Origin of the sequence: Paucibacter sp. Y2R2-4, from assembly GCF_025717535.1 — a bacterium.
Taxonomy (GTDB): Bacteria; Pseudomonadota; Gammaproteobacteria; order Burkholderiales; family Burkholderiaceae_C; genus Paucibacter_A.
Genome location: NZ_JAJIRO010000002.1, coordinates 301624 through 325706, shown reverse-complemented (window position 1 = coordinate 325706; position 24083 = coordinate 301624). Strand labels below are relative to the sequence as shown.

The 24083-nt window shown below is 60.7% G+C and carries 22 protein-coding genes; 18 read left to right on the top strand and 4 right to left on the bottom strand.

From position 1 onward, the window contains the following. Positions 1-4 precede the first annotated feature (4 nt). From LNV06_RS08290 to ychF, 3 genes are all read right to left on the bottom strand, one after another. Positions 5-925, bottom strand: coding sequence for a class I SAM-dependent methyltransferase (locus tag LNV06_RS08290; protein WP_263537790.1), 921 nt, complete (start codon positions 923-925; stop codon positions 5-7). Beyond that, positions 926-1168, bottom strand: coding sequence for an acyl carrier protein (locus LNV06_RS08285; RefSeq protein ID WP_263537789.1), 243 nt, complete (start codon positions 1166-1168; stop codon positions 926-928). Between the two features lie 832 nt (positions 1169-2000). Further along, positions 2001-3092: a redox-regulated ATPase YchF gene (ychF, locus tag LNV06_RS08280; protein WP_263537788.1), complete on the bottom strand. Its 1092-nt coding sequence runs from the start codon at positions 3090-3092 to the stop codon at positions 2001-2003. A 112-nt stretch (positions 3093-3204) separates the two neighbouring features. On the opposite strand from ychF, the gene LNV06_RS08275 reads away from it, so the two are divergent. The 6 genes from LNV06_RS08275 (at position 3205) to LNV06_RS08250 (ending at position 9442) form a co-directional block, all read left to right on the top strand. Beyond that, entirely contained in the window at positions 3205-4317 is a 1113-nt protein-coding gene (locus LNV06_RS08275) for an FAD-dependent monooxygenase (protein ID WP_263537787.1), read from the top strand. Positions 4318-4332: 15 nt separating this feature from the next. Beyond that, positions 4333-5070: a DsbC family protein gene (locus LNV06_RS08270; protein WP_411970087.1), complete on the top strand. Its 738-nt coding sequence runs from the start codon at positions 4333-4335 to the stop codon at positions 5068-5070. A 70-nt stretch (positions 5071-5140) separates the two neighbouring features. Then, the gene (locus tag LNV06_RS08265; protein ID WP_263537785.1) at positions 5141-5608 is read left to right on the top strand and encodes a DUF3429 domain-containing protein; all 468 of its coding nucleotides are present in this window, start codon (positions 5141-5143) and stop codon (positions 5606-5608) included. A 44-nt stretch (positions 5609-5652) separates the two neighbouring features. Further along, positions 5653-7452 carry a M61 family metallopeptidase gene (locus LNV06_RS08260; RefSeq protein WP_263537784.1) on the top strand — a complete coding sequence of 600 codons (1800 nt, stop codon included), beginning with the start codon at positions 5653-5655 and terminating at the stop codon, positions 7450-7452. Continuing rightward, positions 7437-8651, top strand: coding sequence for a DUF3108 domain-containing protein (locus LNV06_RS08255; RefSeq protein WP_263537783.1), 1215 nt, complete (start codon positions 7437-7439; stop codon positions 8649-8651). The genes LNV06_RS08260 and LNV06_RS08255 overlap by 16 nt, the downstream gene beginning before the upstream one ends. Continuing rightward, entirely contained in the window at positions 8648-9442 is a 795-nt protein-coding gene (locus LNV06_RS08250) for an enoyl-CoA hydratase (protein WP_263537782.1), read from the top strand. Before LNV06_RS08255 ends, LNV06_RS08250 begins: the two co-directional genes overlap by 4 nt. 66 nt (positions 9443-9508) lie before the next feature. Here LNV06_RS08250 and lysS read toward each other — a convergent pair whose 3' ends face one another. After that, entirely contained in the window at positions 9509-11032 is a 1524-nt protein-coding gene (lysS, locus tag LNV06_RS08245; protein ID WP_263537781.1) for a lysine--tRNA ligase, read from the bottom strand. 114 nt (positions 11033-11146) lie between these two features. Between lysS and LNV06_RS08240 the strand changes: the two genes are divergently transcribed. From LNV06_RS08240 to LNV06_RS08185, 12 genes are all read left to right on the top strand, one after another. Beyond that, positions 11147-12205, top strand: coding sequence for a Gfo/Idh/MocA family protein (locus LNV06_RS08240; protein WP_263537780.1), 1059 nt, complete (start codon positions 11147-11149; stop codon positions 12203-12205). Positions 12206-12207: 2 nt separating this feature from the next. Then, positions 12208-12801: an acyltransferase gene (locus tag LNV06_RS08235; protein WP_263537779.1), complete on the top strand. Its 594-nt coding sequence runs from the start codon at positions 12208-12210 to the stop codon at positions 12799-12801. Positions 12802-12809: 8 nt separating this feature from the next. After that, complete coding sequence (locus LNV06_RS08230) at positions 12810-13907, top strand: DegT/DnrJ/EryC1/StrS family aminotransferase (protein WP_263538326.1); 1098 nt, start codon at positions 12810-12812, stop codon at positions 13905-13907. Positions 13908-13917: 10 nt separating this feature from the next. Beyond that, complete coding sequence (locus tag LNV06_RS08225; protein ID WP_263537778.1) at positions 13918-15159, top strand: lipopolysaccharide biosynthesis protein; 1242 nt, start codon at positions 13918-13920, stop codon at positions 15157-15159. An 11-nt stretch (positions 15160-15170) separates the two neighbouring features. Next, positions 15171-15809 (top strand): acyltransferase, encoded by a 639-nt coding sequence (locus LNV06_RS08220; RefSeq protein WP_263537777.1) that lies wholly within the window; start codon positions 15171-15173, stop codon positions 15807-15809. Further along, positions 15809-16939 (top strand): glycosyltransferase, encoded by a 1131-nt coding sequence (locus tag LNV06_RS08215; RefSeq protein ID WP_263537776.1) that lies wholly within the window; start codon positions 15809-15811, stop codon positions 16937-16939. The genes LNV06_RS08220 and LNV06_RS08215 overlap by 1 nt, the downstream gene beginning before the upstream one ends. After that, complete coding sequence (locus LNV06_RS08210; RefSeq protein WP_263537775.1) at positions 16936-18246, top strand: glycosyltransferase family 4 protein; 1311 nt, start codon at positions 16936-16938, stop codon at positions 18244-18246. The genes LNV06_RS08215 and LNV06_RS08210 overlap by 4 nt, the downstream gene beginning before the upstream one ends. 6 nt (positions 18247-18252) lie before the next feature. Continuing rightward, positions 18253-18963 (top strand): class I SAM-dependent methyltransferase, encoded by a 711-nt coding sequence (locus LNV06_RS08205; protein ID WP_263537774.1) that lies wholly within the window; start codon positions 18253-18255, stop codon positions 18961-18963. Beyond that, on the top strand, positions 18960-20138 hold the full coding sequence (locus tag LNV06_RS08200; RefSeq protein WP_263537773.1) for a DegT/DnrJ/EryC1/StrS family aminotransferase: 1179 nt from the start codon (positions 18960-18962) through the stop codon (positions 20136-20138). The genes LNV06_RS08205 and LNV06_RS08200 overlap by 4 nt, the downstream gene beginning before the upstream one ends. A gap of 45 nt (positions 20139-20183) precedes the next feature. After that, entirely contained in the window at positions 20184-20810 is a 627-nt protein-coding gene (locus LNV06_RS08195) for a sugar transferase (protein WP_263537772.1), read from the top strand. A 9-nt stretch (positions 20811-20819) separates the two neighbouring features. Beyond that, positions 20820-22721 (top strand): polysaccharide biosynthesis protein, encoded by a 1902-nt coding sequence (locus LNV06_RS08190; RefSeq protein WP_263537771.1) that lies wholly within the window; start codon positions 20820-20822, stop codon positions 22719-22721. A 70-nt stretch (positions 22722-22791) separates the two neighbouring features. After that, the gene (locus LNV06_RS08185; protein ID WP_263538325.1) at positions 22792-24078 is read left to right on the top strand and encodes a nucleotide sugar dehydrogenase; all 1287 of its coding nucleotides are present in this window, start codon (positions 22792-22794) and stop codon (positions 24076-24078) included. Positions 24079-24083: the final 5 nt, after the last annotated feature.

Genomic DNA, 24083 nt, shown 5'->3' with positions numbered 1-24083 from the left:
CGGTTCACCATAGGGCATGCGTTTTCTTTTGCAGTATTAGGGCCATAGAGCGGGGTAGGTAGCTTGCATTTTGAAGCAGCCGACCTGGAGCAACTGAGCGGGATTCCAATACTCTAAACCCAGCGTTTTCGGCGAGCACATACAGTTCCGACTCCGTTTTGAATTCGTAGATATGATCCACTTGCGCAGCAGTCAAAGCGCCGGTGAAAAACGCGAGTCCACCCGGTTCTAGGGCATGAGCCATGCCTTTCAGTAGCTCTGAAGGATTTTCTAGATGTTCAACCAGAAAACTGCAAATGCACGCTTGAGCCTGGGGGGAGGGGCGCTTGCTCAAGAGCGAGGCGTCTTGCAGCTGATACTCGGCTCGGTCGGCCAAGCCAGCAGCCCTTGCAATGCTCCCTGCAATTTTAATTGACGTGGCGCTGACATCGAACCCGGTCAAACGTGCTTCGGTTAGTTGGCTAAGAGCCCACAAACCCCATCCCCCGTGGCCGGGCGCCACTTCTACCAGATGAACGGAGTTCGTCAGCCTGCTGAGGAATCTCTGCTCGAAAAAGCGCAAAAGATCCAGATGGTGCGCCCAAAGGAAGTTAGATAAATAAACCCCCCAAAGGTAATCAGTCATAGTCGCCGTATTGTCATACACGGAACTCCGGCATTCATCGAAGCTCTTGTGTTCGTAGGCGCCAGAGAGTTCGTATCGGCCCTGCGCAAGGTTGACGTCGCTACAGAAATTGGCGAATGCGGCTGCAGATTCAGAAATTCCTGACTGACCAAGGGCGCCGACACACCATGTTAGGTAAATGTGAGCAATTCGTTCAAACTCCTCGGGATTCTGGGCGCGGGCTTCCAAAATCCCCTGCAGGGACCTGGGGTGTTTGCGCTCGACGAGGGAAAAGAGTTGGGCGATGAGAGGGGAGTTCACTTAAACCTTTCCTGTGCGAGATGCGATGATGTCCAGCATGTCGCCGACGCATCTCAAATCTGACACTTCAGCGCTGGTAAATCTAAAACCAAAACATTTTTCAACTTTCAAAACTAGGGATACATGTTGTAGTGAGTCCCACCCCGGCACATCCGCGGCAGTGGTATCGTGAGCCACTATCAACTCTTCATCTTCAAAAACATCTTGAAATACCAGAATCAGTTCATTTAGGAGATCGCGCATGTTGTGTATTCGGTGCTTTGGGTTGATTGGGTGTAGTTTCCAATAATCTGAGGTTTGATATTAAAATATTACCAATAGGATTCTACTTCTTATCTAGAAGCTGTTAGGGCTACATCTGTTTCAGCAGGCGCCTGGCAGGAGTGAATCAGAGTTGACCTTTGTTTAGCCGCCCCATTCTGTGGGTGATTCATGGCGCGAGCGAGTTGATGTGCTGTGATGTTCAATAGGGTGTTTACCTGCCCTTTTCTGGAGGGCTGGAGTTACGACGCTTCAGGGCTGACATAAAGGAAGGAATGGGTGGAAAGTCATAAGAATGCCAGATGGAGCTGTCAGGGTCGTATTTATTTGATCAAGCGCATTGTCGTGAGGGGAATCAGGCCGGGATTCCGAGTATGTGGCGATCGGCGATCGGCGGACGCTTGCGCGCGGGCTTTTCGTAGACGCACTTCGATGAGGGTAAGACTCTAGTTTCTGAAGCTATCAAGGTCAGCGTGGCACAGTTTGCAGCGCTGGGTGTTGGGATTAACCGACTGCTCACCGACAACCGCAACTCCTATTGTTCCAAGTTGTTCCCCAAGGCGTGCGAGGAGTTGAGCCTCAAGCACAGCTTCAAAAAACCGTGCTCTGATTGAACAATGGCACTGTAGAACGCCTCATCCAGACCTGTCTACCCGACTGGGCTTACGGCCCCATCTGGCCCAGCAGCAGTGAGCGCACGCCATGGGCGGCAGCATTCCTGGCATGCTGAAACGCAATGCGCTCTCGTACAGCGCTTGGTAACCAGCCGCCAGCCTTTCGGCCGGTGCTGCAATAGCCAATTGCAGCTCTACACTTAGACATTGAACAAGAAGTTCAGCACGTCGCCATCCTTGACCACGTATTCCTTGCCTTCGGCGCGCATCTTGCCGGCATCCTTGGCACCTTGCTCACCCTTGTAGGTGATGAAGTCTTCATAGGCGATGGTCTGGGCGCGGATATAGCCGCGCTCAAAATCGGTGTGGATCACGCCGGCGGCTTGCGGGCCGGTGTCGCCCTTGTGGATGGTCCAGGCGCGCACTTCCTTCACACCCGCGGTGAAGTAGGTCTGAAGGCCCAGCAGGCTGAAGCCGGCGCGGATCAGGCGGTTCAGGCCCGGTTCTTCTTGGCCCATCTCGGCCAGGAACATGGCGCGGTCTTCATCGCTCATTTCCGACAACTCGGCTTCGGTCTTGGCGCAGATGGCCACCACCGGGCCGTTTTGGGCGGCGGCGTATTCCTTCAGGCGGTCCAGGAAAGGGTTGTTCTCGAAACCATCTTCGGCGACGTTGGCCACGAACATGGCCGGCTTGGCGGTGATCAGGCACAGGGGCTTGAGCAAGACCAGCTCTTCCTTGCTGAAGTCGATGGTGCGCACCGGCTTGGCTTCGTTCAGCGCGGCTTCGCACTTCTCCAGCACCTTGACCAGGGCGATGGCTTCCTTGTCACCCGCGCGGGCCACCTTGTTGTAGCGGTGCAGGCTCTTTTCCACCGTGCCCATATCGGCCAAGCAGAGTTCGGTCTGGATCACTTCGATGTCCGAGATCGGGTCGACCTTGCCGTTGACGTGCACCACATTGCCGTCTTCAAAGCAGCGCACCACATTGACGATGGCGTCGGTCTCACGAATGTGCGAGAGGAACTTATTCCCCAGGCCTTCACCCTTGGAGGCGCCAGCCACCAAGCCGGCGATGTCCACAAACTCCACCACGGCGGGCAGGATGCGTTCAGGCTTGACGATCTCGGCCAGCGCTTGCAAGCGTGGGTCAGGCAGTTCCACCACGCCGACATTGGGCTCGATGGTGCAGAAGGGATAGTTTTCGGCGGCGATGCCCGCCTTGGTCAGCGCATTGAAGAGGGTGGACTTGCCGACGTTGGGCAGGCCAACGATGCCGCATTTGAGGCTCATGAATGACTTTCTGGGTGGGGCGCCGGTCGCGTGTGCGGGGCAAAGACGGCATTTTAATCGTTCGGCGACCCTGCGTGCCGGAGGCCTTGTGTCGCCTGCCTACAATGCCGCCATGCAAAGCTATGAGGTCTTGATTCGTGGGAGTGGTTGCGTTGGCCGCAGCTTGGCTCTTGCCCTGAATGCCCAAGGGCTGCGCGTGGCGCTGCTGGGCAGTGTCGAGGCCAGCCAGGCGCAGCGCGAAGATGTGCGCAGCTATGCGCTGAACGCCGCTTCCGTTCGCCTCTTGCGCGACTTGAAGGTCTGGGACACGCTGCCGCCCGAGGCCGTGAGCCCGGTGTACGACATGGTCGTGCATGGTGACCAGGGCGGGGCGGTGCTGGAGTTCTCGGCCTGGCAGCAAGGCGTGGGCGAGTTGGCCTTTATCGTCGATGCCGGCGCCTTGGAGCAACAACTCGCTGTGGCCCTGCGCTACGCCCCGCATGTGCAGGTGGTCGATGCGCCGGTGCTAGCCGATCTGGTGGCCTTGTGCGAAGGGCGAGATTCTGCGCACCGGGCTGAGTTGGGCGTGCGTTTCGAGTCCCACAGCTATGGGCAGCGCGGCATTGCCGCTCGTTTGGTGTCGGATGCGCCGCATCAAGGCGTGGCACGCCAGTGGTTCCGCAGCCCCGATGTCTTGGCCTTGCTGCCGATTGCCAAGCCGACGCCTGGTGCTTCTTATGGCTTGGTCTGGTCGGTGCCTGAGCAACAAGCGGCTGACTTGTTGTCGCTCAGCGAGTCTGAATTTGAAGCCGCCTTGAACGCCGCGACCGATGGTGAAGCCGGCCAACTGCGACTGGCCAGTCCGCGTTCGGCCTGGCCTTTGTCTTTGGCTCGGGCCGATGCTGTCAGCGGACCTGGGTGGGTCTTGCTGGGCGACGCCGCTCATTTGGTCCATCCTTTGGCCGGCCAGGGGCTCAATCTGGGTCTGGCCGATGTGGCTGCGCTGGCCGAGGTCTTGGCGGCGCGGGAAGGCTGGCGACCGCTCGGCGATGAACGCCTGTTGCGCCGCTATGCACGCTCGCGCCTGGCGCCCAACTGGGCCATGGGCGAGTTGACCGATGGTTTGCTGAAAGTCTTTGCCAGCGACAAGCCGGCCTTGCGCGAGTTGCGCAACCGAGGTTTGAGCGCACTGAATGCTGTCCCTCCCTTGAAGCGTTGGCTCACCGCGCGTGCCTTGGGTTCGTGATCCCTCCCCACCTTGATGACGATGTTGACTCTGAAAAAACTGACGCTGGCCACGCTCGCGTGGCTGGCAGTCACGGCCCCTGCCTTGACGCAGGCCAATGAAGCCGTGATCCGCAAGTCACTGGCTGAAAAGCTCAGCGGCCTGCCCAAGATCGAAGACGTTCGCCCGAGCCCCATGGCCGGCTTGTGGGAGGTGCGCATCGGCAACGAGATTCGCTACACCGATGCCAGCGGCAACTATCTGATCGAAGGTGATCTGATCGATCTGCGAACTCGGCGCAACCTGACCGAAGAGCGTGTCGCCAAGCTGCTGACGATCGATTTCGCATCGCTGCCGCTGAAGGACGCCGTGGTTTGGAAAAGTGGCAATGGCAAACGCAAGATTGCGGTCTTCGCAGATCCGAATTGCGGCTATTGCAAGCGCTTTGAGCGGTCCTTGCAGGAGATGAAAGACCTCACGGTTTACACCTTCTTGATCCCGATTTTGGGCGGGGATTCGCCGGAAAAATCGCGCGCCATCTGGTGCGCCAAGGACTCCAGCAGCGCCTGGCAAGCCTGGATGCTCGAAGGCAAGGCGCCGCTCAAGCCCATGGGCGCTTGCGACGACGCCGCGATTGAGCGCAATCTGAATCTGTCGCGCCGCCACCATATCAATGGCACGCCGGCCATTATTTTTGAGGACGGCAGCCGCGCGCCGGGCGCGCTCAGCGCCGACCAATTGGAAAAACGCTTGCAAAGCTTGGGCAAGAGCTGAGCCCTCTTGGCGCCAATTGCCATTGATTTTTGCATAAGCCTTACCTTGAATCTCTACGGAGTCTCCTCGCATGCCCGCTGAAGCCAGCTCTCATTTCCTGCCTTCCATGCCGGTCCCGCCCCATGCCGAGCGCTTGGGACTTTTGGGGCTGCTGCCCTTTGTCTTTGGCGCTTTGCTGGTCTGGTTGGTGGGCGGGCGCAATGTCGAGGCTCATGCCTGGATCAGCTTTGCTTTGTCCGCCTATGCTGCCCTGATCATTTCTTTTTTGGGCGGCATCTACTGGGGCTTGGGCTTTCGTCAACCTAGCCCGAGTCTGCAGCCTTTTGTCTGGGGTGTGATGCCCTCACTGGGCGCTTGGATTGCGCTGGTGATGCCGGCCTACGCGGGGCTGGTCTTGCACGGCGTGATGCTGATTGCCTGCTATCTGGTGGACCGCCGGCTTTACCCTGTTTTGGGCGCCTCGGCCTGGTTGACGCTGCGTTTCCGCCTGAGTGCTGGCGCAGCGCTGTGCTGCTTCCTGGGCGCGGCAGGCAGTTGATTTGAAGTCTTGGCAAAGCCAATCTGGGTCAAACAAGGGCAGGCATGAAAAGCATCCAATATCGCGTCGATCTGGACCAGCCGAACAGTCACACTTTTGAAGTGAGTTTGACTGTGCCAGCGCCGGACGCGCTTCAGCGCGTCAGCTTGCCGGCCTGGATTCCTGGCAGCTACCTCGTGCGAGAGTTCGCCCGTCATCTCAGCGGCTTGCGTGCCAGCCAGGGTGGCCGCGAATTGGCCGTTGAGCAGGTCGATAAGGCCACTTGGCAGATCGCTTGCAGTGGCGATCAAGATTTGCTGCTTCACTACCGGGTCTACGCCTTTGATAACTCGGTGCGCGCTGCATTTCTGGATGCACAGCGAGGCTTCTTCAACGGCACCAGTCTGTGCCTGCGGGTGCACGGCCGTGAGCAGCAGGCGCAGCAGCTGCGCTTCGGCGCCTTGCCTGAGGGCTGGCGCGTGGCCACTGGCATGTCTTGTGATCCGGAAACCCAGACCTATCAATCGGGCGGCTACGAAGCGCTGGTCGACCACCCCTTTGAGCTGGGCCAGTTTTGGCTGGGTCGATTTGAGGCCGGCGGCGTCGAACATCAGTTCGTCGTGAGCGGCGCTTTGCCGGTGTTCGATGGCGAGCGCCTGCTGCAAGACGCTCAGCGCATCTGCGAGGCGCAGATCGAGTTTTGGCACGGCCCGGCCAATAAGCGCCGCACGCCTGTGCCTTTCAGCCGCTATGTCTTCATGCTGAATGCGGTGGACGAGGGCTATGGCGGTTTGGAGCACTCCGCCAGCACTGCACTGATCGCACCTCGGCGAGACCTGCCGCGCCTCGGTCAGACCGAGGTGTCTGAGGGTTATGTTCGGCTGCTGGGCTTGATCAGCCATGAGTACTTCCACACCTGGAATGTCAAACGGCTCAAGCCTGCGGACTTTGCCGCGCTGGACTACACGCGGGAGAACTACACCGAGCTGCTCTGGTTCTTCGAGGGTTTTACGTCCTACTACGACGAGTTGTTCCTGGTGCGCACCGGCCTGATCGATGAGGCCCGCTACCTGAAGCTGCTGACGTCCACCATCAACGGTGTGCTTGCCACGCCGGGGCGCAAGCATCAAAGCCTGGCGCAATCGAGCTTTGATGCCTGGGTCAAGTACTACCGGCCTGATGAGAACAGCCCCAACAGCACCATCAGCTATTACGGCAAAGGAGCGCTGTTGGCGCTCGCGTTGGACCTGAGTCTGCGCTTTTTGGGTGAGCCTCAGCACAGTCTGGATGATGTGATGCGCGGTCTGTGGCAACGCAGCCATGCCGGCTTGGACAGTGGCGCTCGTGGGGCGATCATTGAGGCCGATGTGCTGGGTCTGATTGCTGAGTTGGGTGGCGAAGGCTTGGTGCAAGAGTTCAAGCAGTGGGTGCATGGGGTGGAAGATCTGCCTCTGGCTGGCTTGTTGGAGAAGGCCGGCGTGCAATCGCGGGCCGACAAGCCGACGCTGGCTCAGCGCCTGGGCTTGCGGGTCAATGAGTCGAATGGCGCCGTTATCGTCAAGCATGTCTTGGCCGACTCCGTTGCACAGGCTGCGGGCTTTTGTGCCGGGGATGAGTTGCTGGCTTGCAATGACTGGCGGCTGCGCCGCATTGAAGACGCGGCCTTGACGCTGGGCTCGGAGCAGGGCGGCCTGCGCTTCCTCTTGAGCCGCGATCAGCGTTTATTGGCGTTGACCCTTGATCTGCCGGTAGCGCGCGTGGCGGGCGTCGGTGCAAGCAGTGGGAGTGAGCCCGTGCTGCTGAGCTTGGCCGAGAAGCCGCCCACGCGCGTGGCGAGTTTGCGCAAGGCATGGCTGAACGGCTGAGCCGCTTCAAGCCCGGCCCTAGCCTCGGGGCCTTGCTGCTGTGGCTCTTGCCGGTACTGGTCGCGCATGTGTACTTGCTGCAGCGCTGGCAAGATTTGATTCTGGATTGGAGCGAGGCGCAGGTGCGCCCGATGCCGCCGCGCATGAATATCGCTTTTGTGCGCGAGCTCAAGCCGACGTTGACGGTGCCTCCCAGCAAGCCAGCGGCCGCGCCCGTCAAGCAGGTTCCCAAAGCCGCGCCTCCGCCCGCTGTAGCTGCTAGCGCCCCACCGCCCGAAGCAATGATCTCAGCGCCTGAGGAGCCCACGATGGCCGCATCCTCGCCGCTTGAGGCTGGCGTGCCGGCATTGCTTGACGTACAAGTGGCCGAGCCCGCTGAAGTGATGGCGCCAACGCCCAGCCCCGCTGCATCCGCCAGCGTGGCCGAGCCGGCCTTTGAGCCGGGCCCAGAGTGGCCGCCGTCCACCCGGTTGAGCTATGCGCTCACCGGCAATTACCGCGGTGCGATTTATGGCAGCGCCCAGGTGGAATGGATGCGCCAGGGCGCGCATTACCAAATGCATATGGATGTGGCCGTAGGCCCCAGCTTTGCGCCGCTGATCTCGCGGCGCATGAGCAGCGATGGGCAGCTGACGCCCACCGGCATTGCGCCCCAGCGTTATGACGAAGACACCCGCGTGCTGTTCTCCGAGCGGCGCCGCTCCACCTTGTTCTTCAGCCCCCAATCGGTGACTCTGGCCAACGGCCGCACTGAGCCGGCCCCGAGCGGCACGCAGGACGCCGCCAGCCAGTTCGTGCAACTGACCTGGTTGTTTTTGACCGGGCGTGAAACCCTGCAAGCCGGCAAGGTGCTGGAGCTGCCCTTGGCCTTGCCGCGTCGGCAGTACCGTTGGCGCTATGAAGTGGTGGGCGAGGTGGAATTGCAAACACCGATGGGTTTGCTGCCCACCTGGCATTTGAGGCCCAGCAGCCCGGCCAGCGGCGGAGATTTGACGTCCGAGGTTTGGTTGGCGCCCAGCTTGCAGTACTTACCGGTGCGCTTGCGAATCCGGCAAGACGAGAAGAGTTTTGTTGATCTGCTGCTGGAATCGCCGCCGCTGCAAGCAACCGAGTCGCCGAGTCAAGCCCGAGCCGCAATGCCTGCGGCCAGCCAGCCCTCTATAGTTGCGCCACAAGTTCCAGACAAGGAGAAGCCATGAGCTACGAATGCATCATCACCGCCGTGCACGGCGAGGGCCCGCGCAAGACGGCCCTGATCACCCTGAACCGCCCCAAGGCCTTGAACGCTTTGAGCGACCCGCTGTTCGACGAGCTGGGCGAGGCCTTGCTGGCCTTTGATGCCGACGACAGCATCGGCTGCATTGTGCTGACCGGCTCCGAGCGCGCTTTTGCCGCCGGTGCCGACATTCCGACTCTGGCCCAGCATGATTTCCAGAGCGCCGTGCGCACCGACATGATCACGCGCAACTGGGAGCACATCCTGCGCGTCAAGAAGCCGGTGATCGCGGCCGTGGCCGGCTTTGCCCTGGGCGGCGGCTGCGAGCTGGCCATGATGTGCGACTTCATCATCGCCGCCGACACCGCCAAGTTCGGCCAACCCGAGGTCAAGCTGGGCGTGACGCCTGGCGCTGGCGGCACCCAGCGCTTGCCGCGCGCCGTCGGCAAAGCCAAGGCCATGGACCTGCTGCTGACCGCCCGCATGATGGATGCCGCCGAAGCTGAGCGCAGCGGCTTGGTCTCGCGCGTGGTGCCCGCCGACAAGCTGATGGAAGAAACGCTGGCCGCCGCCGAGACCATCAATGGCTTTAGCGCCCCGGCTCTGCAACTGATCAAGGAGTTGGTCAACCGCAGCTTCGAGAGCGGCCTGAAAGAAGGCGTCACCTCCGAGCGCCGCGTCTTCCACGCCGTCTTCGGCACTGACGATCAGCGCGAAGGCATGGATGCCTTCTTGAACAAGCGGCCACCGGTGTTTCGGCACGGCAAACGCTGAAAGGCCTGTGACGTAAGAAAAAAGGGAGGCCGAGGCCTCCCTTTCTTTATTTGGCCTGCTGGCCGATCAAGCCTCGCGGCGCAGCGCAGGGAACAAGATGATGTCGCGGATGCTGGGCGAATCGGTGATCAGCATCATCAGGCGGTCGATGCCGATGCCGCAGCCGCCGGTCGGGGGCATACCGTATTCCAGCGCGCGGATGAAGTCGGCGTCATAGAACATCGCCTCTTCATCGCCAGCGTCCTTGTTGGCCACCTGGGCTTGGAAGCGGGCGGCTTGGTCTTCGGCGTCGTTCAGCTCGGAGAAGCCGTTGGCGTACTCGCGGCCGGTGATGAAGAGCTCGAAGCGCTCGGTGATCTTGGGGTTGCTGTCCGAGGCGCGGGCCAGTGGCGACACCTCAACCGGATAGTCGATGATGAAGGTCGGCTGCCAGAGCTTTTCTTCCACCACGGCTTCGAACATGCCGAACTGCAACTCGGGCAGGGTCCAGTGCTTGGGTGCTTCTTCGCCCAGGTCCTTCAGCTTGGCGCGCAGCAATTCGGCGTCGTCGGCCTCGGCCTCGCTCAGGCCGGCATGGGCCACCAGCGACTGGCGCACCGACAGACGTGCGAAAGGCTCGTCCAGATGCACTTCCTTGCCGGCGTAGCTGACGCGGGCATTGCCGGTGGCAGCACGGGCGGCGTGGCGCAGCACTTCCTCGGTGAAGTCCATCAGATCATGGTGCGTCCAGTAGGCCGCATAGAACTCCATCATCGTGAATTCGGGGTTGTGCCGAACCGAGATGCCTTCGTTCCGGAAGTTGCGGTTGATCTCGAACACGCGCTCGAAACCGCCCACGATCAGGCGCTTCAGGTAGAGCTCCGGCGCGATGCGCAGGTACATCTCCTGATCCAGCGCATTGTGGTGGGTGATGAAAGGCTTGGCGTTGGCTCCACCCGGGATCGGGTGCAGCATCGGCGTTTCCACTTCCAAGAAGCTGTGTTCCACCATGAAGCTGCGGATCGAGGACACGGCCTTGGAGCGGGCGATGAAGCGGGCGCGGGCGTGTTCGTCGGTGATCAGGTCGACATAGCGCTGGCGGTACTTTTGTTCCTGGTCGGCCATGCCGTGGAACTTGTCCGGCAGCGGGCGCAGGCTCTTGGTCAAGAGGCGCAGATTGCTGACGCGCACCGACAACTCGCCGGTCTTGGTCTTGAACAGCTGACCCTCGGCGCCGACGATGTCGCCCAGGTCCAGATGCTTGAAGGCGTCATAGGCTTCTTCGCCCACACCATCCTTGGTGACGAAGAGCTGGATGCGGCCTGTCGCGTCTTGCAGCGTGCCAAACGAGGCTTTGCCCATCACCCGCTTGAGCATCAGGCGGCCCGCCACCGAGACGGCCACGGCCTGCGGCTCCAGCGTCTCGTTGTCCAGATCGCCATAGCGCTGCGTCAGCGGCAGGGCGCGGTGCTGGGGTTTGAAATCGTTGGGGAAGGGAACGGCGGTCTTGGCGCGCAAGGCGGCCAGTTTCTCGCGGCGTTCGGTGATCAGCTGGTTCTCGTCAACGGCGACGGGACTGTGGTGCGGGGCGGCGGGGGTATGGTGTGTCATTCGGTAGGCTCTTTACTGTCCTTTGATTTTAGACTGGGCGATGCGTCATCCTTCTCACGCCCTAGAATCCACACTCTTGTAATTTACTGGGGCGGGGTACCGTCCCTTCTTGCTATGAGCGTAGTGCTACCCATTCTTGATCGGCCTATTCGATTTGCATTAGTCGGCTGTGGCCGCATTGCTAAAAATCACTTTGACGCACTGGCAAAGCACAAGGATCGCGCAGAATTAGTCGCTGTTTGTGATATCGATCAGCTCGCGTTAGCAAATGCTGTTGCCGCAACGGGTGCGGTTGGCTATTCAAGTCTTGCTCAGCTTTTAGCGGGCGCTCAGGCCGATATCGTTGTGCTCACCACGCCGAGCGGCCTGCATCCCTTTCAAGCCATTGAGGCTGCCAAGGCGGGTGTTCATGTCTTGAGTGAGAAGCCGATGGCCACGAAGTTCGAGCAAGGCATGGTCATGGTGCAGGCTTGCCGTGACGCAGGCGTGAAGCTGTTTGTGGTGAAGCAAAATCGCTTGAACACCACGGTGCAGTTGGTTCGCAAGGCTATCCAACAAGGTCGCTTTGGTCGCATTTTTATGAGCACCGTCAATGTGTTTTGGACACGTCCGCAGAGCTATTACGACGCGGCGAAATGGCGTGGTCGCTGGGATTTGGATGGCGGTGCGTTCATGAATCAGGCCAGTCACTACGTTGATCTGTTGGACTGGTTGGTTGGCCCAATTGACAGTGTCCATGCCTATACCGCGACGCTTGATCGCAATATCGAGGCAGAAGACACAGGTGTGCTCAGTGCACGACTTCGCCACGGCGGCCTTGCCTCAATCAACGTGACGATGCTGACCTATCCGCAGAACCTCGAAGGTTCGATCACCATTCTTGGTGAGAAGGGGACGGTCAAGATTGGTGGCACGGCCGTCAACAAGATCGACCACTGGCAGTTCTCAGAGCCGCATCCCGACGATGAGCTGATCAAGGCTGCGAGCTATGACACCGGGAGTGTTTACGGTTTTGGCCATCCGCTCTACTACGACAACGTCATCAAAACTCTTCGCGGAGAGGCTCACGCTGAAGTGGATGGCTACGAGGGCCTGCGTTCGCTTGAAGTGTTGATCGCCGCCTATCGTAGTGCTAGGGACGGGCAGCGCGTTGGCTTGCCATTGGTGTTCTGATCATGGCGTATTGGAAGCATGAAAGCGCCATCGTTGATGCAGGCGCAGAGCTGGGTGAAGGCACCAAAGTTTGGCACTTTGCGCATATCAGCCCCGGCGCGCGCATCGGCGATCGCTGTGCCTTGGGCCAAGGCGTGTATGTCGGCAATGACGTACTCATTGGTGACAACGTACGCATCCAAAACAATGTGTCTGTGTACGACGCAGTGACTCTAGAAGACGATGTGTTTTGTGGGCCCAGTATGGTCTTCACCAACGTGTACAACCCTCGCGCGGCAGTAGCTCGTAAGAATGAATACCGGCGTACTCTTATTCGACGAGGGGCCACTTTGGGGGCGAATTGCACTGTTGTGTGTGGCAACACTGTCGGACGCTATGCCTTTGTGGGGGCTGGCGCAGTGGTCCAGCGGGATGTCCCCGATTTTGCTTTGGTTGTAGGTGTGCCGGCGCGGCGGATCGGATGGATGAGTCGATTCGGTGAGCGATTGGATTTGCCTATGCAAGGGGAGGCTGAGGCGACATGCCCGCATACCGGCGATCGATATCGCTTGCAGGGCGAATTGTGTGAACTGATTGAAGAGGGAAAGAACAAATAATGAGCAATTTGCCATTTATTGATCTCAAGGCGCAGTACGCTGCTTTGAAGCCCAGCATTGATGCTCGTATCCAGGCGGTGCTGGACCATGGCCAGTACATCATGGGCCCCGAAGTCAAGGAGTTGGAAGAAAAACTTGCTGGCTACGTAGGCTCCAAGCATTGCATTACGGTGTCGAGCGGTACGGAGGCCTTGTTGATCGCTCTTATGGCGCTGGACCTGAAGCCTGGTGATGAGGTAATTACGACTCCCTTCACTTTTGCAGCGACTGCCGAAGTCATTGTTCTTCTGGGCGGTGTGCCGGTGTTCGTGGATATTGAGCCTGATACGTGCAATATTGATGTCACCAAGATCGAGTCCGCCATCACTTCGCGCACCCGCGCCATCATGCCCGTCAGCCTCTATGGTCAGGTAGCGGACATGGATGAGATCAACGCCATTGCAGCCCGGCATGGCAACTTGCCCGTGATCGAAGATGCGGCGCAGAGTTTTGGCGCGAGCTACAAAGGTAAGAAGAGTTGCGGTCTGTCGACATTCGGCGCAACTAGCTTCTTCCCCAGTAAACCTTTGGGCTGCTACGGGGACGGTGGCGCGCTATTCACCAATGACGACGCGTTGGCTCAGGCGGCACGCGAGATCCGTGTGCACGGGCAGAGTCAGCGTTACACGCATACTCGCTTAGGTGTGGGGGGGCGCATGGATACCCTGCAATGCGCCGTCGTGTTGGCCAAGTTGGAGCGTTTCGATTGGGAGATTGAGCAACGCTTGAGCCTTGGCGATCGCTATCAGCAGTTGTTGATCGACCTGCCGGTCCAGCGTCTTGCTGTTCGTTCTGATCGCAACTGTGTCTGGGCGCAGTTCACGGTCCTCCTGGACGGGCGCCCCAACATTCAGCAAGCGCTGCAAGCGGCTGGAGTTCCTACTGCGATTCACTATCCTCGGCCGCTGCACCTGCAGCCAGCTTACTCAACTTACGGGCGCGGTGAGACTCATGTTCACAGCGAATCGGCCGGTCAGCGAGTCATGAGTCTGCCTATGAGTCCTGACCTCACCCATGAGCAACAGGATCGTGTGATCTCAGAATTGGCGAAGGCTCTGAAAGCGTGAGCTGAGCCCGATGCGCTCGGGCTTGCTTCGCTCCACGCTGACCCTGCTGGCCGGCGGCGTGCTTGCGCAGGCTTTGCCTTTATTACTGGGGCCCTGGCTGACCCGCATTTACAGCCCGAGTGAGTTCGGCCAGTTCGCCACGCTGTGGGCCCTTGCCGCCAATCTGGCGGTCGTGGGCTGCGCGCGCTATGAGTTCGCCTTGCCCTTGGAAACCCAAGACGGTCCTGCGGCGGTCTTGATGGCTTTGTGCGCGCGCCTCTTGCTGGTGATGACCGTTTTGGCTGCGGTGATCGGCGCCGTGATGGCTTATGCGCAAGGCTTGAGCGTGGCCTGGCTTTTGCCGCTGGCGGTTCTGGCCTCGGCGCTGACCCAGTGGCTGACGCTGTGGGCCAGCCGGGCAGGGCGCTTCAACGCTTTGGCCGTATCTCGGGTCCTGCAATACGGCGGTGCGGCAGTGTTGCAACTGGGCATGGGTCTGTTGACGTTGGGGGTTTGGGGTTTGCTGCTGGGGCCGGTTCTGGCGGGCCTGGCGGCAGCGGCACTTTTGGCCAAGCCGGCCCCCTTGGGGGGCTGGGCTGCGCTATGGCTTCAGCCCTGGGCGGCGCTCAAGGCCATGGCGCAGCGGCACCGCGAGTTTCCCTTGCTGAACACGCCTCATGCTTTTGCAGGCGCATTGCAAGACAGCGTGGCGCTGGTCTTGCTGGCTTGGGTTTTGGGCGATGCTTCGGCGGGCTTTTGGGCCCTGGCTCTGCGATACCTGAAGGCTCCGGCCAGCCTGGTCGGCAGCGCCTTGTCGCAGCCGCTCTACACCCGCTTGGTGGCGCTGCAAAGCGCCGAGCAAGCGCGCCAGTTGGTGCAGCGCTTGCTTGCCTTGCTGCTGGGTTTGGCCCTAGGCCTGGCGCTGGTTTTGCTGATTTGGGGCCCGGCGCTGTTTGTCTTTTTGTTTGGCGAGCGTTGGCTGGAGGCTGGGCAATTGGCGCGCGCCTTGGCGCCGTATATTGCGCTGCATTTCGTGGCCTCGCCGCTGTCGGTAGCCACTTTGGCTTGGGGGCAGCAGGCCTGGGCTTTGCGACTGGCGCTGTGGGGGCAAGTGGCTTTCGCTTTGGGTCTGGGACTGGGTTTGTTCTGGGGCGGGCTGATCGGTGCGGCCTGGGGGGTGTCTGCGATGATGTCGGCCTATTTCGCTTACTTTTTCTTGGCCTTGCCGGCCCGGGCGGCGGTTGCTGTGCCGGCGCCTGTTGTGCAGGCTTGACCGTTTGATTGATGAGACCCTCCAGCCCCTCCAACCCAAGCCTGAGTCCTGCGCCTCTGTGGCGCCGCTGCTGGCAGCCGCTGAAGCTGCTGGCTTCGCGCGCGTGGGGCACGCGCATGGTGTGGGGTTTTGTGCGGCGTGATGGGGTGTATCTGCCCAATACCCGCATCAGCAATACCAGCGAGATCTTTGACAGGCCGGCGCTCGACGTGGCTGACCATGTCTTCATTGGCCATTTCAGCGTGTTGGACGCCAGCGGCGGCTTGCAGATCGGCGAGGGCTGTCAGATTGGCTTCTTCACCGGCTTGTTCACCCATTCCAGCCACGCGGCCATCCGCCTCTACGGCCGAGCCTATGTCAGCACGCCAGAGAAGCAGGCCTACTTCAAAGCGCCGGTGACGCTAGGCCCCTATTGTTTTGTCGGCGCCCACGCCACTTTGTTGCCCGGCACCCGGCTGGGCAAGGGCTGCATCGTTTCGGCCTATGCCTTGGTCAGCGGCGAGTTCCCTGACTTCGCCATCGTCGCCGGCAACCCCGCACAGCAAGTGGGCGACACGCGCCGCATGGATGCCCGGCTGCTGGCCCAGCACCCTGAGTTGCAGGCCCATTACCTGGCTTGGGCCGGTGAACTCCCTCAAGTCCCCGAGTGATGAAAGTCCAAGCGAAGAACGTCAACAAAAAGCCCCTGCGATGGGTGCTGATCGGCGATGGCGAAAGCCCGCATCTGCTGAAGTGGGCGCGCGCCTTGGCGCAGCGTCCCGATATCGAGCTGTGGGCCGCCTCTTCGCGCGGCTTCTTGCCCGAGTTTGATTGGCTGATTCCTTCGGCCAGGCGTTTTGCGATGAACACCCGGCCCGAGCATGCCGGCGGAAATCTGAGCGTGTTCAAGCAGTTGCCGGCCTTGGGCGCTTGGCTGGCCGAGGTGGACGCTGACTGGTTGCACGCCCACTATCTGACCTCGCATGGCACCCTGGCCTGGGCGGCGCGACGGGGCTGGCGGCTACGGGCGCGCATCATTGGTTCGGCTTGGGGTAGCGATATTTTGGTGACGCCGCAGCAGGGCTGGGCCTATCGCTGGCTGACGCGCAAGGTGCTGCACGCCTGTGCCTTGACGACGTCCGACTCGCAGCACATGAGCGGCGTGATGAAGACCTTGGGTGCGGGCGAGGTGATGATCTTCCCGTTCGGCCTTGAAGCCATGCCCAAGCCCAGCAACACAGCAGCTTCGCGCAAGCAGCCCTGGCTGTTCTTTGCCAATCGAGGCCTGGAGCCGATTTATCGGCCCGAGCGAGTGATCGCGGCTTTTGCCACTGTGGCGGCGCAGGTGCCGGAGGCCCGGCTGGTGGTGGCCAACGACGGCTCGCTGCGTGAGGCTTTGCTGCAGCAGGCACGGGATCTGGGTCTGGCCGAACGCGTGCAGTTCGTCGGTCGGCTCGATGCCACCACGCAAGCGAGCCATTACGCCAAATCGACCTGGTACTTCAGCCTGCCGCAGAGCGACTCGGTGGCGGTGTCGGTGCTGGAGGCCATGGCCCATGGCTGCGTGCCCTTGCTTTCGGACCTGCCGGCCAATCATGAACTTTTGGGCGAGCCCGTACAGCGCGGGCTGATTCTGGATGAGTTGTCCTTGCCGGCCTTGCCCACGCAGTTGCAGGCGCTGGGCGAGCGCCTGCCGGCGATGGCGGCGGCCAACCGCACCTGGGTGGCCGAGCATGGCCTGTTCGCCCCTGCGATCGAGAAATTTTTGAAGCGTGTGAAAGAACTGGATTCGACGACGTGAAGCTGCTGCTGATCAATCATTACGCCGGCTCACCCGAGCATGGCATGGAGTACCGCCCCTACTACCTGGCACGGGAATGGGTGCGCCAGGGGCATCAGGTCTTGATCCTGGCCGCTTCGCAGTCCCACGTGCGCAGCACCCAGCCCAAGATCGGCGTGCAAGTGATCGACGGAGTGCATTACTGTTGGTATGACACGCCGGAATACGCAGGTAATGGCCTGGGCCGGGTGCGCAATATCTGGAGCTTCTGCAAGCAGGTTTGGGGCGATGCAAAAAACTTGGCTGAGGGCTTCGCGCCCGATGCGGTGATCGCCTCCAGCACCTATCCCATGGACATCTGGGTGGCCCGCAAGATCGCCCGCCAAGCCAACAAGTTGAGCCCCTCGCAGGCGCTTACGCCAGCGATCCCCCAAGGGGATGTGGCCACCCTTGGGAGCGGCCCGGCGGGCGGCCGGACCAAGCTGGTCTACGAAGTGCACGATTTGTGGCCCTTGTCGCCGATTGAACTCAGCGGCCTGTCGCCTTTGCATCCCTTCGCGCTGCTCTGCCAAAAAGCTGAGAACGATGCCTATCGAGACGCCGATCGGGTCGTCTCTATGCTGCCCAAGGTTCACGAGCACATGGCCGCCCATGGTCTGGACTTGAGCAAGTTGAGCGTCGTGCCGAATGGCATCACCATCGATGAGTGGCAAGGCGAGCCCGAACCCTTGCAGGCTGACTTGGCGGCACATCTGGCCTTGCTCAAAGCCAGCGGTCGTTTGGTCTTGGGCTATGCCGGCTCGCATGGCCTGCCCAACGCCTTGGACGTCTTGCTGGATGCGGCCAAACTGCTGAGTCAGACGGAGGCTGGACGCAGAATTGCCATCGTCATGGTGGGCGGCGGACATGAGAAGGCCCGCCTTGCAGCGCGGGTGCAGGCCGAGGGCTTGAGCAATGTCAGTCTGTTTGATGCCATCCCGAAGGCGCAGATTCCAAGCCTCTTGAAGTGCTTTGATGTGGCCTATATCGGCTGGCAACGCACGCCGATCTATCGTTTCGGCATCGCGCCGAACAAGCTGATGGACTACATGATGGCCGGCTGTGCGGTGCTGCACTCGGTTGAGGCGGGCAATGACCCGGTGGCCGAGGCTGGCGCGGGCCTGACGGTGGCGCCCGAAGACCCGGCCGCGGTGGCCGAAGGCGCCTTGCGTTTCGCGCAATGCAGCGCCGCCGAGCGCGCCGCCATGGGTCAAAAAGGACGCGCCTTCGTGCTGGCGCATCACACATACCCGGTGCTGGCTCAGCGCTTCATCGACGCCTTGAGCTGAGTGGCCATGACCCAAGGGCAAGAGCAAGAACTCGAGGCCATCGCCCAGCGTTACCAACGCCGAGCGGGTGCCGTGCCGGCGGATCGTTACAGCCTCTTGCGGCCGGAAGTCTGGCAGATGTGGCAAGAGCGCCAGCGGGCCTTGCTGCGCGTCTTGGCGCAAAGGCCGGGTGCGCTGGCGGACTGGCGCTTGGCCGAGGTCGGCTGCGGCGCCGGTGGCAATCTGCAAGAAATGTTGCGTTTTGGTTTTCGTCCCGAGCATTTGCAAGGGGTGGAGTTGTTGCCGGAGCGATATGCGGCCGCCCGCGCGGTCTTGCCCGAGGCGGTGAGCCTTTACCTGGGTGATGCCTCTCAAGCCGAGATTGCGCCGGCCAGCCAGGACTTGGTTTTGCAATCAACGGTTTTTTCATCGATCTTGAGCGACTCCGTGCAGGAGGCCCTGGCCCAGGCCATGTGGAGTTGGCTCAAACCGGGCGGCGCTGTGCTTTGGTATGACTTCATCGTCGACAATCCACGCAATGCCGATGTGCGCGGCGTGCCGATTCGGCGGGTGAAGGCGCTGTTTCCGGAGGCGCGCATCCGCTGGCAGCGGGTGACGCTGGCCCCACCGCTGGCTCGGCTGGTGTGTCGCCTGCATCCCAGCGCCTATACCGTATTCAATAGCATTCCTTGGCTGCGCACCCATGTGCTGGCCGTGATCGAAAAGTCATCTTCATGAGTTCTGAGTCCTCGTCTCAAGCCCCGTTTCTGCCCTTTGCCTTGCCCGAGATCGGCGAGGATGAGATCAATGAGGTGGTGGACACGCTGCGCTCGGGCTGGGTGACCACCGGCCCCAAGGCCAAGCGTTTCGAGCAAGACTTCGCCCAGTTTTTGGGTGAGCCTGAGATTGAGTGCATTGCGGTGAATTCCGCCACGGCCGGCCTGCATCTGGCCTTGGAAGCTCTGGGTATCGGCCCTGGTGATGAAGTCATCACCACCACGCACACCTTCACCGCCACTGCCGAGGTGGTGCGTTACTTGGGCGCGGATGTGGTCTTGGTGGACATTGACCCCAAGACCCTGAACATCGACCCCAAACTGGTCGAGGCCGCCATCACCCCGCGCACCCGCTGCATCATCCCGGTGCACTACGCCGGCTTGGCGGTGGACATGATCGCCATCCTGGACATCGCCCGCAAGCACGGCCTGCGGGTGGTGGAAGACGCGGCCCACGCCTTGCCCACCACCTTGGAGAAAGAGCTGATCGGCACCATGGGCAGCGACGCCACCGTGTTCAGCTTCTACGCCAACAAGACCATGACCACCGGCGAGGGCGGCATGCTGGTGACGCGCAATGCTGAGTTGGCCAAGCGCGCCAAGGTGATGCGCTTGCACGGCATGAACCGCGACGCCTTTGACCGTTTCACCGCGAAGGTGCCGAGTTGGTATTACGAGATCGTGGCCCCCGGCTACAAGTACAACTTGACCGATATCGGCGCGGCGCTGGGCATTCACCAACTGAAGCGCTTGCCGGCCTTTCAGTTGCGGCGCGAAAAGATCGCCCAGGCTTACAACGAGGCGTTTGCTGATCTGCCGTTGATCCTTCCGCCGGCAGCGATCGAGGGGGATGTGCATTCCTGGCACCTCTATGTGCTGCGCCTCAGCGACACGGCCGACATCGACCGTGATGCTTTCATCGAAGCGATGTTCGCTGCCGGCATCGGTTGCAGCGTGCACTACATCCCTTTGCATCTGCAACCTTATTGGCGCGACCGTTATGGCCTGACGTCCGAGCAGTTCCCGCATTCGCAAAAAGCCTATGAGCGCAGTTTCAGCATTCCGCTTTACACGGCCATGAGTGATGCGGATGTGCAGCGGGTGATTGACGCCGTGCGTCGCATCGCGCAGGCTTGATGCGGCGGCAGTTTAAGCAGCGGCAGGAAACGCTCCTTCATCACCATGGCCAAGCGCCTTTTTGATCTCATTTGCTCTGGCCTAGGCCTCTTGCTCCTGTCGCCGCTGCTGCTGCTGGTGGCACTTTGGATCAAGCTCGACTCGCCAGGCCCGGTTCTGTTTCGGCAGGAGCGGGTGGGGCGCTTCGGCCGCCCATTCTTCATCCACAAGTTCCGCAGCATGCGCGTCGATGCCCCCGCCCTGGGGCCGCAAATCACGATTGGCCAAGACCCTCGCATCACCCGCAGCGGCCGTTGGCTGCGCGCCAGCAAGCTCGATGAGTTGCCGCAGCTTTGGGATGTGTTTCGCGGTGCCATGAGTTTGGTTGGCCCCCGGCCCGAAGTGCCGCACTATGTGGCGCTGTACACGCCCGAGCAGCGCGACTTGGTGCTGTCGGTGCGGCCAGGCATCACCGACCCAGCTTCCTTGCAGTTTCGCAATGAGAGCGAAGTCCTGGCGCGCGCGGACGACCCTGAACGTGAGTACGCAGAAGTCATCCTGCCGGCCAAATTACAAATTGCAGGTGACTATGTGCGTCAAGCCAGTGTTTGGGGCGACTTGCGCCTGATCCTGGCCACGCTTGGCGCCTTGCGCCAAAAGGACTCCCACTCCGTTCAGAACAAGAAAAAGTAGCCGCACACAATGAACTGGTTGTCTCTCGATGCCTTTTTGACTCGCATCCGGCCGCAGCGCGAAGCACTCGCTTTGGGGCTGGACTTGGCCGTGGTGGCTCTGGCTTGGCAAGCCACCTACTTGTTCCGCCTGGGCTTTGAGCGTTGGTTCAGCGCCCGGCCTGCTTACGATCATTGGGTCTTGCTGGGCTTTGTGCTTTTGTATGCCTTGGTGCTCAAGGGCCTCAAAGTCCCCAAAGGCATGTGGCGCTTCTCGGGCTTTGGTGAGGTGCAGCGCCTGGCCCTGGTTTGCTTGATCGCCGGTTTGATCGGCGCCACCGTGGTCTTGATGGCGCAACTCAGCAAGGTGCCGCGCGCTGTGTTGGCGCTGCATCCGCTGTTCACCTTGATGGGTCTGGCCATGCTGCGCATGGGCTACCGCATGCTTTACGAGCACATGCGCAGCCGCATCAGCGGCAGTGCCCAGGAACAGCGCCGCGCCTTGGTGCTGGGCGCTGGGGACGCAGGCCGATTGCTGGTCGCTGGCATCCAGCACAGCCAAGGTTGGGTCGTCGTGGGCTATTTGGATGACGCGCCGAACAAGCGCGGCGCCCGCGTGGGCGGTGTGCCGGTGTTGGGCGCGCTGGATGAGGCCAAGCACTTTGCCGAGTTGCACGGCATCACCCATTTGATCGTGGCCATGCCAGCCGTGACGGTGGCCCAGCGCCGCCGCGCGCTCGACTTGGCGGGCCAAGTCGGCCTACCGGTCTTGACCGTCCCCAGCAGCCAAGAATTGCTGGCGGGTCGCCATGTCGACCAGGTGCGTGACATCGAACCTGAAGACCTCTTGGGCCGCGAGCCGGTGGAGTTGGACGAAGGCGGCATCAGTGAATGCCTCGCAGGCAAAGTCGTCTTGATCACCGGCGCTGGCGGCAGTATTGGCAGCGAGCTGTGCCGGCAAGTGGCCCGTTATGGCCCGTCTAAGATCGTGCTCTATGAGCTGAGCGAGTTTGCGCTCTACACCATCGAGCAAGAGCTTGGCGAGAAGTTTCCCCACATTCCCTTGGTGCGCCTGGTCGGCGATGTCAAAGACCTGGAACACCTTCGCTACGTCTTCGACAAATACAGGCCGCAGATCGTCTTCCATGCCGCCGCTTACAAGCATGTGCCCTTGATGGAAGAAGATAACGCCTGGGCCTGCCTGCGCAACAACACCCTCGGCACCTACAACGCTTGCCAGGCCGCCGCCGAGCATGGTGTTGAACGCTTTGTGCTCATCAGCACCGACAAGGCGGTGAACCCTACCAACGTGATGGGTGCCACCAAGCGCGCGGCCGAGTTGGTCATCAGCCATATGGCCGCTGAATCAGAGAAGCAGGGCCATGCCACCAAGTTCATGGCCGTGCGCTTCGGCAATGTCTTGGGTAGCAGCGGTAGCGTGATCCCAAAATTCAAAGAGCAAATCGCCAAGGGCGGGCCAGTCACCGTAACGCACCCGGACATCACGCGCTACTTCATGACGATTCCGGAGGCGGCGAGGTTGGTGGTACAGGCTGCGGTGATAGGAGAGTCGGGGCAGGTCTTGATTCTGGATATGGGCGAACCGGTTAAGATTCTTGATCTTGCGCGCGACATGATTCGCCTAGCTGGGCGGGAATCGGCAAATATCAGAATCGAGTTTTCAGGACTTCGACCAGGAGAAAAACTGTTTGAAGAATTACTGGCCGATTCAGACAGCACAGTACCTACTGGTATTGGTCGGCTAAGAATCGCGTGTTTGGCTCAGCAAAGCGCTGAGACTGAGCAGCTAATGGCCTTGCTTGAACGCGCCAAGCACTCCTTGGCGCCGCAGTCTGTTCATTTGCATGATGAACTGACTCGGCTTGGTTTGGGCTATCTCAAACCTGCATGGACTGGGGTGATGCCGGACTAGGAAGTGCCTGTTAGTGGCGTGTATAGCCCCGGGCAAACAATTAGAAAACCAATTTGTGAGTAAATTGAGTATGGAATCAAAGGTGGTTGCGGTAGTAGGTTTGGGTTATGTGGGCCTGCCGCTGGTCATTGAGTTTGGCAAGAAGCGCCGCTGCATTGGCTTCGACATTGCCACCGACAAGGTCGCCAAATGCCAAGCAGGCATCGACCCCTCGCGCGAACTCTCGGACGAAGAAATGGCGCAGTCGCCCTTCGCCGAATACAGCAGTGACCCCCAATGCCTGGCCGAGGCCGATGTCATCATCGTGGCCGTGCCTACGCCAGTGGACGAAGCCCATATCCCCGATTTCCGCCCCTTGATCGGCGCTAGCACTAGCGTCGGCCGCAAACTCAAGAAGGGCGCTATCGTGGTGTATGAATCCACCGTCTATCCCGGCGCCACCGAAGAGGTTTGCATCCCGGTGCTGGAGCGTGAGTCGGGCCTGAAGTGGAAGCAGGATTTCTTTGTGGGCTACTCGCCCGAACGCATCAACCCAGGCGACAAAGAACACACGCTGACCAAGATCCTCAAGATCGTCTCCGGCGACACTCCCGAGACCCTGGACACCGTCGCCAAGGTTTACGAGCAAATCATCATTCCCGGCGTCCACCGTGCCGCCAGCATCAAAGTGGCCGAGGCCGCCAAGGTGATCGAGAACACCCAGCGCGACTTGAACATCGCCCTGATGAACGAGCTGTCCATCATCTTCGATAAAATCGGAATCGATACCTCGGAAGTGCTGGAAGCTGCCGGCACCAAGTGGAACTTCCTCAAGTTCAAGCCGGGGCTGGTGGGCGGCCATTGCATCGGCGTGGATCCCTACTATCTGACCCACAAGGCCGATATGTTGGGCTACCACCCGCAGGTCATCCTGGCCGGCCGCCGCATCAATGACGGCATGGGCAAGTTCATTGCCGAGCAAACCATCAAGGAGATGATCGCTGCCGGCTCGCCGATCAAGGGCGCAAAAGTCAATGTGCTGGGCCTGACCTTCAAGGAAGACTGTGCCGACCTGCGCAACTCCAAGGTGATCGACATCATCAACGAGTTGAAGACCTATGGCGTCGAAGTCATCGTCACCGACCCGGATGCCGATGTTGAAGAGGCCCAACATGAGTACGGCGTGCGCCCAGTCACCTGGGCCGAACTGCCGCGCGCCGATGCCATCGTCGCTGCCGTGGCGCACAAGAGCTACAAGGCATTGAGCGCGGCGGATTTGGCGGCTAAATTGGTGGCCGGCGGCGCCTTCATCGATGTGAAGGCGGCGTTTGATCAAAGAGAACTTGAATCGGCAGGCTTGTCGGTTTGGCGACTTTGATCGGA

Bases quoted from the DNA above. Each gene is read 5' to 3' on its own strand.
- LNV06_RS08255 (WP_263537783.1), top strand. From the start codon at position 7,437: ATGGCTGAACGGCTGAGCCGCTTCAAGCCCGGCCCTAGCCTCGGGGCC.
- LNV06_RS08205 (WP_263537774.1), top strand. From the start codon at position 18,253: ATGACCCAAGGGCAAGAGCAAGAACTCGAGGCCATCGCCCAGCGTTAC.
- LNV06_RS08225 (WP_263537778.1), top strand. From the start codon at position 13,918: ATGCGCTCGGGCTTGCTTCGCTCCACGCTGACCCTGCTGGCCGGCGGC.
- LNV06_RS08220 (WP_263537777.1), top strand. From the start codon at position 15,171: ATGAGACCCTCCAGCCCCTCCAACCCAAGCCTGAGTCCTGCGCCTCTG.
- lysS (WP_263537781.1), bottom strand. From the start codon at position 11,032: ATGACACACCATACCCCCGCCGCCCCGCACCACAGTCCCGTCGCCGTT.
- LNV06_RS08285 (WP_263537789.1), bottom strand. From the start codon at position 1,168: ATGCGCGATCTCCTAAATGAACTGATTCTGGTATTTCAAGATGTTTTT.
- LNV06_RS08240 (WP_263537780.1), top strand. From the start codon at position 11,147: ATGAGCGTAGTGCTACCCATTCTTGATCGGCCTATTCGATTTGCATTA.
- LNV06_RS08190 (WP_263537771.1), top strand. From the start codon at position 20,820: ATGAACTGGTTGTCTCTCGATGCCTTTTTGACTCGCATCCGGCCGCAG.
- ychF (WP_263537788.1), bottom strand. From the start codon at position 3,092: ATGAGCCTCAAATGCGGCATCGTTGGCCTGCCCAACGTCGGCAAGTCC.
- LNV06_RS08270 (WP_411970087.1), top strand. From the start codon at position 4,333: ATGACGATGTTGACTCTGAAAAAACTGACGCTGGCCACGCTCGCGTGG.
- LNV06_RS08260 (WP_263537784.1), top strand. From the start codon at position 5,653: ATGAAAAGCATCCAATATCGCGTCGATCTGGACCAGCCGAACAGTCAC.
- LNV06_RS08200 (WP_263537773.1), top strand. From the start codon at position 18,960: ATGAGTTCTGAGTCCTCGTCTCAAGCCCCGTTTCTGCCCTTTGCCTTG.
- LNV06_RS08250 (WP_263537782.1), top strand. From the start codon at position 8,648: ATGAGCTACGAATGCATCATCACCGCCGTGCACGGCGAGGGCCCGCGC.
- LNV06_RS08275 (WP_263537787.1), top strand. From the start codon at position 3,205: ATGCAAAGCTATGAGGTCTTGATTCGTGGGAGTGGTTGCGTTGGCCGC.
- LNV06_RS08195 (WP_263537772.1), top strand. From the start codon at position 20,184: ATGGCCAAGCGCCTTTTTGATCTCATTTGCTCTGGCCTAGGCCTCTTG.
- LNV06_RS08235 (WP_263537779.1), top strand. From the start codon at position 12,208: ATGGCGTATTGGAAGCATGAAAGCGCCATCGTTGATGCAGGCGCAGAG.
- LNV06_RS08265 (WP_263537785.1), top strand. From the start codon at position 5,141: ATGCCCGCTGAAGCCAGCTCTCATTTCCTGCCTTCCATGCCGGTCCCG.
- LNV06_RS08185 (WP_263538325.1), top strand. From the start codon at position 22,792: ATGGAATCAAAGGTGGTTGCGGTAGTAGGTTTGGGTTATGTGGGCCTG.
- LNV06_RS08215 (WP_263537776.1), top strand. From the start codon at position 15,809: ATGAAAGTCCAAGCGAAGAACGTCAACAAAAAGCCCCTGCGATGGGTG.